At 71.7% G+C, this 13,404-nt stretch carries 11 protein-coding genes; 9 read left to right on the top strand and 2 right to left on the bottom strand.

Annotation, left to right across the window (positions count from 1 at the left end; genetic code table 11):
- The first annotated feature begins 35 nt into the window (after positions 1-35).
- From ACEN9J_RS03335 to ACEN9J_RS03320, 4 genes are all read left to right on the top strand, one after another.
- Complete coding sequence (locus ACEN9J_RS03335; RefSeq protein ID WP_413763331.1) at positions 36-1,850, top strand: ABC transporter ATP-binding protein; 1,815 nt, start codon at positions 36-38, stop codon at positions 1,848-1,850.
- A 48-nt stretch (positions 1,851-1,898) separates the two neighbouring features.
- A complete protein-coding gene (locus tag ACEN9J_RS03330; protein WP_057596511.1) occupies positions 1,899-2,957 on the top strand; it encodes a substrate-binding domain-containing protein in 1,059 nt (352 codons plus the stop codon).
- A 145-nt stretch (positions 2,958-3,102) separates the two neighbouring features.
- Complete coding sequence (locus ACEN9J_RS03325) at positions 3,103-3,954, top strand: SDR family NAD(P)-dependent oxidoreductase (protein WP_057596512.1); 852 nt, start codon at positions 3,103-3,105, stop codon at positions 3,952-3,954.
- A gap of 25 nt (positions 3,955-3,979) precedes the next feature.
- The gene (locus tag ACEN9J_RS03320; protein WP_057596513.1) at positions 3,980-4,543 is read left to right on the top strand and encodes a carboxymuconolactone decarboxylase family protein; all 564 of its coding nucleotides are present in this window, start codon (positions 3,980-3,982) and stop codon (positions 4,541-4,543) included.
- 6 nt (positions 4,544-4,549) lie between these two features.
- Here the strand turns inward: ACEN9J_RS03320 and ACEN9J_RS03315 are convergent, their stop codons facing one another.
- Positions 4,550-5,803, bottom strand: coding sequence for a TetR/AcrR family transcriptional regulator (locus ACEN9J_RS03315; RefSeq protein ID WP_057596514.1), 1,254 nt, complete (start codon positions 5,801-5,803; stop codon positions 4,550-4,552).
- 256 nt (positions 5,804-6,059) lie between these two features.
- Between ACEN9J_RS03315 and ACEN9J_RS03310 the strand changes: the two genes are divergently transcribed.
- From ACEN9J_RS03310 to ACEN9J_RS03290, 5 genes are read left to right on the top strand one after another with little or no spacing between them, the layout of a single operon-like run.
- Positions 6,060-7,292 (top strand): acyl-CoA dehydrogenase family protein, encoded by a 1,233-nt coding sequence (locus ACEN9J_RS03310; RefSeq protein WP_413763330.1) that lies wholly within the window; start codon positions 6,060-6,062, stop codon positions 7,290-7,292.
- 23 nt (positions 7,293-7,315) lie between these two features.
- Complete coding sequence (locus ACEN9J_RS03305) at positions 7,316-8,080, top strand: SDR family NAD(P)-dependent oxidoreductase (protein WP_413763329.1); 765 nt, start codon at positions 7,316-7,318, stop codon at positions 8,078-8,080.
- 11 nt (positions 8,081-8,091) lie between these two features.
- Positions 8,092-9,294, top strand: coding sequence for an acyl-CoA dehydrogenase family protein (locus tag ACEN9J_RS03300; protein ID WP_413763328.1), 1,203 nt, complete (start codon positions 8,092-8,094; stop codon positions 9,292-9,294).
- 40 nt (positions 9,295-9,334) lie between these two features.
- On the top strand, positions 9,335-10,462 hold the full coding sequence (locus tag ACEN9J_RS03295; protein WP_413763327.1) for an acyl-CoA dehydrogenase family protein: 1,128 nt from the start codon (positions 9,335-9,337) through the stop codon (positions 10,460-10,462).
- A gap of 14 nt (positions 10,463-10,476) precedes the next feature.
- Entirely contained in the window at positions 10,477-11,553 is a 1,077-nt protein-coding gene (locus tag ACEN9J_RS03290; RefSeq protein WP_261212774.1) for a phosphotransferase, read from the top strand.
- A 25-nt stretch (positions 11,554-11,578) separates the two neighbouring features.
- Here the strand turns inward: ACEN9J_RS03290 and ACEN9J_RS03285 are convergent, their stop codons facing one another.
- Positions 11,579-13,261 carry a long-chain fatty acid--CoA ligase gene (locus ACEN9J_RS03285; protein WP_413763326.1) on the bottom strand — a complete coding sequence of 561 codons (1,683 nt, stop codon included), beginning with the start codon at positions 13,259-13,261 and terminating at the stop codon, positions 11,579-11,581.
- Between the last annotated feature and the right edge of the window lie 143 nt (positions 13,262-13,404).

Raw genomic sequence — 13,404 nt, 5'->3', positions numbered from 1 at the left:
GCCGGACGGCGGCCCGCCTTGGGCACACTGCCCCCATGCAATCCACGAGCACCCGGCCCGGCAGCGCCATCCGCGAACTCTATGCAGCCCTGTGGCATTTCGCCGCCGGCGCGCGCGCCCAGCTGCTGGGCGCCACCGCGCTGCTGGCCAGCTCGCAGCTGATCCGCCTCACCCTGCCCTATCTCGCGGGCCAGGCCATCAATGCACTGCAGCGCGGCGACTTCGGTGGCGCCGGCCGCTGGATCGCCACGCTGGCCGGCGTCTACGTGGGCGCCTGGGCGCTGCACGGGCCGGGCCGCATCCTCGAACGCAACGTGGGCGTGAAGGTGCGCGAGACCCTGGCCGACCAGCTCTATGCGCGCATCGCCGCCGCGCCGCTGGCCTGGCACGACGGCCACCACTCGGGCGAGCTGCAGCACCGGGTGCACCAGGCCAGCCGCGCGCTGTCGGACTTCGCGCAGAACCAGTTCATCTGGCTCACCAACGTCGTCAACTTCGTCGGGCCGCTGGTGGCGCTGGCGCTGCTGTCGCGCATCAGCGGCGCCACCGCGCTCGCGGGCTACGTGCTGATCGCGGTCGTGATCCTGCGCATCGACCGCGCGCTGATGCTGCTGGCGCGCACCGAGAACGACGCCGACCGCCGCTACGTGGCGGCGCTGCTCGACTTCCTCGGCAATGCCTCGACCGTGATCGGCCTGCGGCTGCAAGGCGCCTCGCGGCTGCTGTTGCGCGGGCGCATGCGCGCGGTGTCCGAGCCGCTGAAGCGCACCGTGGTGCTCAACGAGGGCAAGTGGTTCGCGGTCGACCTGATGGGCCTGGCGCTGACCTGGGGGCTGGTGGTGATCTACGTCTGGCAGTCGCGCGCGCCGGGCCAGGCGGTGATGCTGGGCGGCGTGTTCATGATCTACCAGTACGCGCAGCAGGCCGCGGGCGTGGTCACCTCGGTGGCGGCCAACTTCAGCTTCTTCGCGCGCATGCACACCGACTACGGCAGCGCGGCGCCGATCTGGGAGGCGCCGAAGGGCGACTCGCTGGCCACGCCGCCCGAGCAGGTGCCCGCGGCCGAACGCATCGATGCCGAGGCCGTCTGGCAGACGCTGGCCATCGATGCGCTGGACTGGAACTACGCGCCGCGCGGCAACGCGCCCGCCCCGACCGTCCCCGGCGAGGAACGCCCGCGCGGCGGCCTGCACGCGGTGTCGCTCGCCTTGCGGCGCGGCGAACGCGTGGCGCTGGTCGGCCCGAGCGGCGGCGGCAAGAGCACCTTGCTGCGCGTGCTCGCGGGCCTCTATGCGCCGCAGGGCGGCACGCTCGCGCTCGACGGCCAGCCCGCCGACTGGACGCAGCTGCGCCGCCTCGCCACGCTGATCCCGCAGGAGACCGAGCTGTTCGAGGCCAGCGTGCGCGAGAACCTCGCCTTCGGCCTGCCCTTCGACGACGACGCGCTGCGCGCCGCGCTGCATGCGAGCACTTTCGACGAGGTGCTGGCCGCCACCCACGGCGACCTCGACACGGCGGTGTCGGAGCGTGGCTTCAACCTCTCGGGCGGCCAGCGCCAGCGGCTGTGCCTGGCGCGCGGCGTGCTCGCGGCCCAGGGCAGCTCGCTGCTGCTGCTCGACGAACCCACCAGCGCGCTCGACGCCGCCACCGAGGCACGCGTGCTCGAGCGCATCGCGCAGGCCTTCCCGCGCGCCTGCGTGGTGGCCTCGGTGCACCGGCTGAGCCTGCTCGAGCGCTTCGACGCGGTGGTGCTGATGGAGGCCGGCCGCGTGGTCGACGCCGGTCCGCGCGACGCGGTGTTCGCGCGCCAACCCTTCCTGCAGCGCATGGTGGCGCCCGCGGCGCGCTGAGCCGGCCCCTAGAATCTCGCGCTTTCGGGCACGAGCACCGCACTGCGCATGAACCCCAAGGCCGGCAAGGCAAGCATCAAGGACGTGGCCACCCTCGCGGGCGTGTCGCTGGGCAGCGTCTCGCGCGTGATCAACAAGGTCGAAAACGTGAGCCCCGCGCTGCGCGAGCGCGTCGAGCGCGCGATGCGCGAGCTCGACTGGCGGCTCAACCATGCGGCGCAGACGCTGCGCTCGCGCAGCTCGCACACGGTGGGCTGCATGTTCACCGACGTCGCCAACCCGCTCTACGCCAAGCTCTACCGCACCTTCGAGGCCAAGCTGCGCAAGGCCGGCTACATGGTGCTGCTGGCCAACAGCCTCAACGATCCGCAATGGGAGCTCGAGATCCTCTCGATGTTCCAGAGCCGCCGCATGGACGGCGTGATCATCGCGCCGGGCAACGAGCGCGACCCGGCGGTGCTCGAGGCGGTCGAGAAGCTCGGCATCCCGGCCGTGATCCTCGACCGCGACATGGACGTGGCGCAGGACCAGCTGCTGTTCGACCATCCGCGCGGCATGAAGGAGGCCGTGATGCACCTCGCGGGCCTGGGCCATCGCGAGATGGGCCTGGTGGTGGCCGACATGCAGAACCGGCCGATGCGCCGCCGCATCGAGGGTTTCACGGCCGGCCTCGAGGCCAGCGGCCTGGCCGCGCAACCGGGGCACATCGTGCGGCTGCCGACCTCCACCAGCCCCGCCTTCGACGCGGTCACGCAGCTGCTCGAGGGCACGCCGCGCCCGACCGCGCTCGTCACCCTCGGCACCAGCGTGCTGGCCGACGTGCTCAACGCCATCGCCGCACAGGGCCTGCGCATTCCGCAGGACATCTCGCTGGTTACCATGGGCGACCCCGACTTCGCGCGCAGCCACCGCCCGCCGATCAGCAGCGTGACGGTGAACCTCGACCGCGCGGCCGAGGACGGCGTGAAGATGCTGCTCGAGCGCATGCGCGAGGCGCCCGACGCGCCGCCGCGCCGCGTGCTCGCACCCACGCAGTTCGTGCTGCGCGGCTCGTGCGGGCCGGTGCCGGCGCCTACGGCCCCGAAGCCGCGCAAGCGCGCGGCCTGACCCGCCCTCCACGCTGCTCGACGCGCCGCCCCTACACCTTTCAATGAAACGATTCACCCTGGGAGAAACACCGTTCTTCGGCACGGGCCTCGCGACTTAAGCTGCGGACCACTCCCTCCATCGTCCCCGGCCTCGCGCCCGCAACGTGAACACCTCCACCGCCCCCACACCCCATGCCGAGGCCGCCAGCAGCAGCCTCGAAGGCCGCGTCGCGATCGTCACCGGCGCCGGCTCGCGCAGCGCCGAGATCGGCAACGGCCGCGCCGCCGCCATCCTGCTCGCGCGCCGCGGCGCGCGCGTGCTGCTGCTCGATGCGCAGCCCGAGTGCGCGCGCGAGACCGAACGCATGATCGCGGCCGAGGGCGGCAGCGCGCTCGCCCTGGGCTGCGACGTCTCGGACGCCGCGCAATGCCGCCAGGCCGTGGTCCATGCGGTCGAGGCCTGGGGCCGGGTCGACATCCTGGTCAACAACGTCGGCATCGGCGGGCCGGCCGGCAACGCGGTCGACCTCGACCTCGAGGCCTGGGACCATGCGCTGCGCGTCAACGTCACCTCGATGATGCTGATGGCGAAGTACGCGATCCCCGAGATGCGCAAGCTGAACCGCGGCGCCATCGTCAACATCGCCTCGGTCGCGGGCCTGATCGGCGGCACGCCGGCCCTGCTCTATCCGACCTCGAAGGGCGCGGTGGTCAACATGACCCGCGCCATGGCCGCGCACCACGGCGTCGAGGGCATCCGCGTCAACTGCGTGGCGCCCGGCATGGTCTACACGCCGATGGTCGCGGGCCGCATGACGCCCGAGGTGCGCGAGCAGCGCCGCAAGCGCTCGCTGCTGCAGACCGAGGGCTCGGGCTGGGACGTGGGCCAGGCCGTGGCCTACCTCGCGAGCGACGAGGCACGCTGGGTCACGGGCGTGATCCTGCCGGTCGACGCCGGCACCACGGCCGGCAACGCGCCCTCGCCCGGCCTGCGGCCCGACACCCGCGCCGCCTGACATCCACCGACCGAGGACCCCGCCCATGCCCCGCGTTCCCCTGCTGCCCGAGCATCCCGAAGACCCCGGCGCCGCCGCGCTGTTCGAGCGCGTGCGCGCGGCGCGCGGGCCGGACTTCCACCTGCCCCATCTCTACCGCGTGCTGGGCACCGCGCCCGAGCTGTTCCGCGGCTGGCTCGACTTCGCATGGCCGCTGCGCCTGAACGCGAAGACGCCGCGGCCGCTGCGCGAGCTGATGATCCTGCGCGGCGCGCAGCTCTCGGGCACCGCCTACGAATGGGCCCATCACCTGCCGATGGCCACCGAAGCCGGCGTGAGCGAGGCGCGGATCGACGCGCTCGCGCACTGGCGCGACAGCGATCTCTTCGATGCCGACGAACGCGCGGTGCTGCAGCTGGCCGAGGAGGTCACGCGCGGCCCCTCGGCCTCGGCGGCCACCGTGGCGCAGCTCAAGACCCTCGGCTTCGACGACGCGGCCGTGGTCGAACTGGTGCTGACCGCGAGCTTCTATGTCTGCGTGAGCCGCTTCCTGCAGTCGATGGACGTGGAACTCGAGCCCGGCTACGAGGCGCACCGCGCGCGCATGTGAGCGCCGTCAGGCGGTGGCGGAAGCCTCGCTGAGCAGCCCCATGAAGATCGGCCGCACGTAGAGCTCGACCACCGAGGCCTCGCTCGCGTCGGGCACCCAGCGGTGCAGCTCGGCCGCGCCGTTGATCAGACCCACCACCAACTGCGCCGCGATCGCGGCGTCGAGCGGCCGCACCGATCCGTCGACCAGGCCGTCGACCAGCATCGCCGCCATGCGCTCGATGCGCTGCTGCAGCGTCTTGTGCACGCGCGCGCGGTCGGCCGCCTCGGGCAGCGCGCTGGTCGACGACAGGCGCAGCAGCGGCCCCTCGGCCGAGAGCTGGAAGCGCACCAGCATGCGCGCCGCCAGGCCCGCGCGCTGCCAGCCGCTGTCGCCGGACGCCTCCGCGAGATCGAAGGCCCGGCGGATGACCTGGAAGGTGCGCTCGAAGCAGGCCGAGATCAGGTCCAGCTTGTTGTCGTTGTGGTGATAGAACGAGCCCTTGGTGACGTTGAGCCGCGCCGAGATCTTGTCGACCGAGGCGCCGCGGTAGCCCTGCTCGTTGAGCAGCGCGGTGGCCGCGCGCAGGAAGGCATCCATCGCGGCGTTGTCGGTCGGCGCGTGCAGCACGGTCTCCTCGGACAGCGCCGCCGCCTCCTCCCATCGCGCCGCCGGTGCGCCCAGCCCGTGCAGCGCGATGTCGGCCACGCGCTCCACCATGCGCGGGTACTGCGCCTCCTCGTAGCGGCCGAACCAGGCCGGCAGCCAGTGCACCAGCGACAGCAGCAGGTGGGTGCGCGCATTGCGCATCTCGCGCGGCCAGTGCGCCGTGGTGTCGTCCTTGAACAGGCCGCGCACGCGGCGGAACATGCCGGTGTAGGCGGTGTGCACGGTCTCGAGCTGCGGGCTCGGCAGCGCGCGCACGTCGCTGAAGGCCACCACCGGCGGATGCTCGCCGAGCGCCACCGCCGCCAGCAGCGCGGCATGGCCCGCCAGGAAGGCACGCACCCGCGCCGCCACCGTGGCCTCGCGCGCCGCGGCCTCGGCGATGGCGTCGAACAGCGCGATGGCGCGCAGGAAGCAGGCCGCGGCCAGGTCTTCCTTCTTGCGGTAGTAGTAGGTGACGCTGTTGGTCACCAGGCCCACGCTGGCCGCGATGCCGGCCAGGGTCGCGCCCTTGACGCCCTGCGCATTGAACTGCGCCGCGGCCGCGTTGAGGATGGCATCGCGCTTTTCCTGGAAACGCGCGGTCTGCGGCTCGCGGGCGGTGACGGCGGTCATGGGGGCAGGCTTCTTCGGCGGCAGGTGGCGGTGGGCCGCGATTATGCCGGGCTCCGCCCGGGCACGCCCCAGTCTCGCGAGGACGGGCGCGCATGAATCGAATAACAAGTATGCGGAATGCAAACAGAACCAGCCATACGAGTCACCTATGTTCCACAATTTTAGAATTACCGGTTTGTATGGAAGCGACTCCCCTGCTATCGTCGCCGGGCCCGGCATCCGCCGGATCCGACGAACGAAAAAAGAGGAGACCGTCGTGGACTTCACCCTGTCCGACAAGCAAGTGCACTGGCGCGATCGCGTGATCGCGTTCATGAAGGCGCACGTCTATCCCGCCGTGCCCACCTACATGGCGCAGATGCAGGGCTTCGGCGAGAACCGCTGGCAGGTCGTGCCGATCGTGGAGGAGCTCAAGGTCAAGGCGCGCGAGGCCGGACTGTGGAACCTGTTCCTGCCGCTCGATTCGGTGCCGCAGGACAGCCCCTACAAGGGCGCCGGCCTCACCAATCTGGAGTACGCCGTCTGCGCCGAGGAGATGGGCAAGGTCGGCTTCGCCTCCGAGGTCTTCAACTGCTCGGCGCCCGACACCGGCAACATGGAGGTGCTGATCCGCTACGGCACGGAGGAACACAAGAAGCGCTGGCTGCAGCCGCTGCTCGAGGGCCGGATCCGCTCGGCCTTCCTGATGACCGAGCCCGACGTGGCCTCCTCCGACGCCACCAACATCGAGACCTCGATCCGCCGCGACGGCGACCACTACGTGATCAACGGCCGCAAGTGGTGGTCCTCGGGCGTGGGCGATCCGCGCTGCGAGATCGCCATCGTGATGGGCAAGACCGACCCCGAGGCGCCGCGCCATTCGCAGCAGTCGCAGATCCTGGTGCCGCTGGACACGCCCGGCATCGAGATCGTGCGCATGCTGCCGGTGTTCGGCTTCGACGACGCGCCGCACGGCCATGCCGAGGTCGTGTTCCGCGACGTGCGCGTGCCGGCGGCGAACCTGCTGCTCGGCGAGGGCCGCGGCTTCGAGATCGCGCAGGGCCGGCTCGGCCCGGGGCGCATCCACCACTGCATGCGCTCGATCGGCGGCGCCGAGGTGGCGCTCGAGAAGATGGTGCGCCGGCTGCAGTCGCGCACCGCCTTCGGCAAGCGCATCGCCGACCAGTCGGTGTGGGAGCAGCGCGTGGCCGAGGCCCGCATCGACATCGAGATGACGCGCCTCTTGTGCCTCAAGGCGGCCGACCTGATGGACCGCGTGGGCAACAAGGTGGCGCGGCTGGAGATCGCGATGATCAAGGTGGCGGCGCCGCGCACCGCGCTGCGCATCATCGACATGGCGATCCAGGCCCATGGCGCGGCCGGCGTCACCACCGACTTCGGCCTGGCCAAGCAGTACGCCAGCATGCGCACCATGCGGCTGGCCGACGGACCCGACGAGGTGCACAACCGCTCCATCGCCCGCATGGAGTACGGGCGCTACGCGAACTGACCATTTCGAGGAGACACGAAACCATGTCCTTGTTCTCGCTGGCCGGCAAGGTGGCCATCGTCACGGGTTCCTCGCGCGGCATCGGCCGCGCCATCGCCGAGCGCCTGGCCGAGCACGGCGCGAAGGTCGTGATCTCGTCGCGCAAGCCCGAGCCCTGCGCCGAGGTGCGCGACGCCATCAACGCCGCGCACGGCGCGGGCGTGGCGATCTCGATCCCGGCCAACATCTCGTCGAAGGAGGAGCTGCGCCACCTGGTCGAGGAGACCACGCGCCAGCTCGGGCGCGTCGACATCGTGGTGTGCAACGCCGCCTCGAACCCCTACTACGGCCCGCTGGCCGGCATCGAGGACGACCAGTTCCGCAAGATCCTCGAGAACAACGTGATCGCCAACCACTGGCTGATCAACTTCGCGGCGCCGCAGATGATCGAGCGCAGGGAAGGCTCGATCATCATCGTCTCGTCGATCGGCGGCCTGCGCGGCTCGCCCGTGATCGGCGCCTACAACGTCTCGAAGGCGGCCGACTTCCAGCTCGCGCGCAACCTCGCGGTGGAGTACGGGCCGCACAACGTGCGCGTGAACTGCATCGCGCCGGGCCTGATCAGGACCGACTTCGCGCGCGCGCTCTGGGAAGATCCCGAGAACCTGCGCCGCCGCACCGAGAGCACGCCGCTGCGGCGCATCGGCGACCCCGACGAGATCGCGGGCGCGGCCGTGTTCCTGGCCTCGCGCGCCGGCGCCTTCATGACCGGGCAGAGCCTGGTCATCGACGGCGGCGTGACCTGCTGAGGAAGCGGGCCATGTCCTCGCTCGACGACTTCCGCGCCGAAACCCGCGCCTGGCTCGAAGCCCATTGCCCGCCCGAGATGCGCACGCCCGCGCGCAGCGAGGACGAGGTCTGCTGGGGCGGGCGCCATTTCCGCTTCCGGTCCGAGGCGCAGCGCCTGTGGCTCGCGCGCATGGCCGAGCGCGGCTGGACCGTCCCGGCCTGGCCGCGCGACTACGGCGGCGGCGGCCTCGATGCCGCGCAGGCACGCGTGCTGGCCGAGGAGATGCGTTCGCTCGGCTGCCGCGTGCCGCTGCAGAGCTTCGGCATCTGGATGCTCGGCCCGGCGCTGCTGAAGTTCGGCACCGAGGCGCAGAAGCGCGAGCACCTGCCGCGCATCGCGCGCGGCGAGATCCGCTGGTGCCAGGGCTACTCCGAACCCAATGCCGGCTCCGACCTGGCCTCGCTGCAGACGCGCGCCGAGGACCGCGGCGACCACTTCGTCGTCAACGGCCAGAAGATCTGGACCAGCTATGCCGACCAGGCCGACTGGATCTTCTGCCTGGTGCGCACCGACCCCGGCGCGAAGAAGCACACCGGCATCAGCTTCGTGCTGTTCGACATGGCGACGCCGGGCGTGAGCACGCGGCCGATCCGGCTGATCTCGGGCAAGTCGCCGTTCTGCGAGACCTTCTTCGACGACGTGCGGGTCGAGAAGCACAACGTGGTCGGCGAGCTCAACGCCGGCTGGACCGTGGCCAAGTACCTGCTGACGCACGAGCGCGAAATGATCGGCGCCATCGGCGACCGCGCGGCGCCGCGGCCGATGGGCGAGCTGGCCGCGCAGTGGCTCGGGCTCGACGAAGGCGGCCGCCTCGCCGACCCGCTGCTGCGCGCGCGCATCGCGGCCTTCGAGGTCGACGAGGCCGCGTTCCGGCTCGCGATGGCGCGCACCGGCGACCTGGCTCGCAACGCCGAAGGCGGCGGCGAGCACGGCGTGCATCCGGCCTTCTCGTCGGTGCTGAAGTTCTACGGCGCCGAGCTCAACAAGCGGCGCTTCGAACTGCTGATGGCCGCCGGCGGCAGCGATGCGCTCGAGTGGGACAGCGAGCGCTCGCAGCATGGCGCGCACGCGCGGGCCTGGCTGCGCACCAAGGGCAACTCGATCGAGGGCGGCACCAGCGAGGTGCAGCTCAACGTGATCGCCAAGCGCCTGCTCGCGCTGCCCGACGCCTGACCCCTCTCTTCCTTCACCGACACCGCGAGGAACCCCGGCGATGCCGCTCGTCCTGACCGAAGAACAGACCCTGCTGCGCGACAGCGCGCGCGGCTTCATCGCCGAGAACGGCCCCGTCGCGCAGTTGCGCCGGCTGCGCGACGCGAACGACCACGACGGCTTCTGCCGCGAGCTCTGGGCGCGCTTCGCCGGCATGGGCTACACGGGCGTGCTGGTGCCCGAGGCGCACGGCGGCCTGGGCCTCGGCGCGGTCGAGGCCGGCGTGGTGATGGAGGAGATCGGCCGCCAGCTCACGGCCTCGCCCTTCCTCGCCTCGGGCGTGGTCGCGGCCACCGCACTGATGCGCGCGGGCAGCCCGGCGCAGCAGGCCGAATGGCTCGCGGCCATCGCTTCGGGCGAACGCATCGTGGCGCCAGCCTTCGACGAGCGCAGCAAGCACGACCCCGCGTGCATCGAACTGCGCGCGCAGCCCGCGGCCGAGGGCTGGCGTCTCGACGGCGCCAAGTGCTTCGTGGTCGACGGCCATGCGGCCGATGCCTTCGTGGTGTCGGCGCGCGCGCCGCAAGCGCCGGGCCCCAGCCTGTTCCTGGTACCGGCCGATGCCGCCGGCCTCGCGGTCGAGCGCGTGGCGATGGTCGATGCGCGGCCGACGGCGCGGCTGGTCCTCGACGGCGTCGCGCTGCCGGCGGCCGCGCAGCTGGGCGAGGCGCATGGCGCGGCGGCCGCGATCGAGGCCGCGCTCGACGCGGGCCGCGGCGCGGCCGCGGCCGAGCTGCTCGGGCTGGCCGAGGCCGCCTTCGAGCGCACGCTGGCCTACCTCAAGGAACGCCGGCAGTTCGGCCGCGCCATCGGCGAATTCCAGGCGCTGCAGCACCGTGCCGCCCTGCTGTGCACCGAACTCGCGATCACGCGCGCCGCGCTGGTCCATGCCCAGCAGACGCTGGCCGCCGGTGAGGCCGAGGCCGCGGCCGCCGCCTCCATCGCCAAGTCGCGCGCGGGCAGCACCGCCACGCTCGCGGTGCAGGAGGCCGTGCAGATGCATGGCGGCATGGGCATGACCGACGAGTTCGACGCCGGCCTCTACATGAAGCGCGCGCGCGTGCTGCAGGAGCTGTGGGGCGACGCGGACTTCCACGCCGACCGCCTGGCGCGGCTGCGCGGCTACTGAGCGGGAGCGCGACGATGAGCGCATCGCAGGACACCGACAGCTTCACCGGCACGCGCGAGGTCGCGCCGCAGCATGCCTTCGACGTGGCCGCGCTCGCGGCCTTCATGCGCGCGCACGTGGAAGGCTTCGAGGGCGAGCTGGCGGTCGAGCAGTTCAAGGGCGGCCAGTCGAACCCGACCTTCCGCCTGAGCGCGGGCGGACGCCGCTACGTGATGCGGCGCAAGCCGCCCGGCGTGCTCCTGCCCTCGGCCCACGCGGTGGACCGCGAGTACCGCGCGATCCGCGCGCTGGCCGCCACGCCGGTGCCGGTGGCGCGGCCTCTCGCGCTGTGCCAGGACCCGTCGGTGATCGGCACCGACTTCTACCTGATGGACTGCGTCGAGGGCCGCATCCTCTGGGACCCGGCGCTGCCCGGCATGGACCCGGCCGCGCGCGCGGCGCACTACGACGAGCTCAACCGCGTGATCGCCGAGCTGCACCGCGTCGACCCGCTGGCCGTGGGCCTGGCCGACCATGGCAAGCCCGGCCACTACATCGAGCGGCAGGTGGCGCGCTGGACGCGCCAGTACCGCGCCGCCGAGACCGAGACCATCGAGGCGGCCGACCGGCTGATCGAGTGGCTGCCGCGGCACATTCCCGCGGGCGACGAAACGCGCATCGTCCATGGCGACTACCGCATCGACAACGTGATCTTCCATCCGGACGAACCGCGCATCCTCGCGGTGCTCGACTGGGAGCTGTCGACGCTGGGCCATCCGCTGGCGGACTTCGCCTACCACTGCATGAGCTGGCGCATGGGCGGCCACTCGCGCGGCCTCGCGGGCGCGGACCTGGCCGCGCTGGGCATTCCCTCCGAGGCCGAGCACCTGCGGCGCTACCTCGAGCGCAGCGGCCGCGCGCCCGACGCGGTGAGCGCGCGCGACTGGAACTACTACCTCGTGTTCAACATGTTCCGGCTGGTGGGGATCCTGCAGGGGATCATGGCGCGGGCGCTCGCGGGCAATGCCTCGAATGCGAAGGCGCTCGAGGCCGGCCGGCGCGCGCGGCCGCTGGCCGAGCAGGCCTGGGCGATGGCGCGGGCGCTGGACTGAGCCCGGCGCCGCGCCGGCGGCCGCGTCAGGCCGCCGCGGCGCGCGCGTTCTCGCGCTCCTGCAGCTCGCGCCACTGCACCTTGCCCGTGCCCGACTTCGGCAGGCTGGCCACGAACTCCACGATGCGCGGAATCTTGTAGGCCGCCATGTTGGCGTGCGACCAGTCGACGATCTCCTGCGCGCCGATCTTGTCCACGAAGGCCGGGCGCAGCACCAGCAGCGCCTTCACGGTCTCGCCGCGCCGCGCGTCGCTGACCGCGATCACGCAGGCCTCCTGCACCGCCGGATGCTGGTGCAGCAGCGCCTCGACCTCGGCCGGCCAGACCTTGAAGCCGGCCGCGTTGATCATGCGCTTGAGCCGGTCGGTGAAGAAGAAGTAGCCCTCCTCGTCGGTGCGGCCCAGGTCGCCGGTGCGCAGGAAGCGCTGACCGTCGATCTCGACGAAGGCCTGGCGCGTGGCCTCGGGGTTGTTCCAGTAGCCGCGCATCAGCTGCGGCCCGTGCACCACGATCTCGCCGACCTCGCCCGGCGGCAGCTCGGCCAGCGTCTGCGGATCGACCACGCGCGCGTCGACGTCGAAGATCGGGATGCCCAGGCACTGCGCCTTCGGCGCCTGCGGCGGGTTCATGTGCGTGGCGGCCATGGTCTCCGACATGCCGTAGCCCTCGCCATAGCTCAGGCCCAGCCGCTCGCTCATCTGCTCGGCCACCGCGCGCGGCATCGCCGCGCCGCCGCCGCCGATGCGCCGCAGGCTGCCGAGCTCGTAGTCGTCGAGCCGCGGGTTGGCCATGAAGTCGATCACCATCGCGGTGATCAGCGCCATGCTCGTGACGCCGTAGCGCTGCACGCACCGGGCTGCCGCGTCGCGGTCCCAGCGCGGCAGCAGCACCGTGGTGGCGCCGTTGTAGATGGTGCCGTTGAGCCCGCTCTGCATGCCCGTGACATGGAACATCGGCAACACCGACAGCGTCACCGAGCCCTGGTTGCCCGAATACCAGAGCCCGCCCGAGACGGTGTTGACCATGGTGCTGCGGTGCGTGTGCATGCAGCCCTTGGGCAGGCCGGTGGTGCCCGAGGTGTAGGGCATCACGCAGAGGTCGTCGGGGCCGCCGGCCAGCGGCGCGGGCTCGCGCGCGGCCGCGAGCACGTCCGACCAGGCGACGGCGCCCGCGGCGATGTCGGCCTCGGACAGCGCGCGCCGCGGCTCGGCCACGAAATCGGGCACCGGCAGGCTGGTGGGCTCGCGCAGGTAGTCGCTGTAGCTGGCCACCACCAGGTGCGCCAGCTCGTGGCCCAGCAGCGGCTGGATGCGCGCCAGCAATTCCTGCGACGCGAACGCGACCTTCGCGCCGCTGTCGCTCGCGCAGTGCCGCAGCTCCTGCGCGAGGTTCATCGGGTTCACCGGCACCACCACCGCGTCGGCGCGCAGGATGGCGTAGTAGGCCAGCATGAACTGCGGGCTGTTCTGCATGTAGAGCAGCACCCGGTCGCCGCGCGCCACGTCGCCGACCTGCTGCAGCCAGGCCGCGATGCGCTCGGTCTCGCGCTGGAAGCGCGCATAGCTCACGGCGTTGTCGTAGAAGACCACGCAGGCCTTGTCCGGGTAGCGCAGCGCCGAGATCTCGAGGTTGCGGTAGAGATGCGTCGCGGGCATCGGGATCGACGGCGCCACGTGCGATGGCAGGTGGGCAAGGTGCCGGTTGGACATCGTCCTCTTTCGTTGGTGGATGGGCGGGTCTGCGCAGCCGTCCTGCTTTCGCCCGGAACATACTGCAACTTCTAATTCTCCAGATCACACCCCATGGACGTCAATTATTTCGCAGGGAAAACACTGAGGAAATTCGCCATTGA

The organism is Variovorax sp. Varisp41 (assembly GCF_047325085.1).
Classification (GTDB): domain Bacteria; phylum Pseudomonadota; class Gammaproteobacteria; order Burkholderiales; family Burkholderiaceae_C; genus Variovorax.
This window is presented reverse-complemented; position numbering and strand designations above follow the sequence as displayed.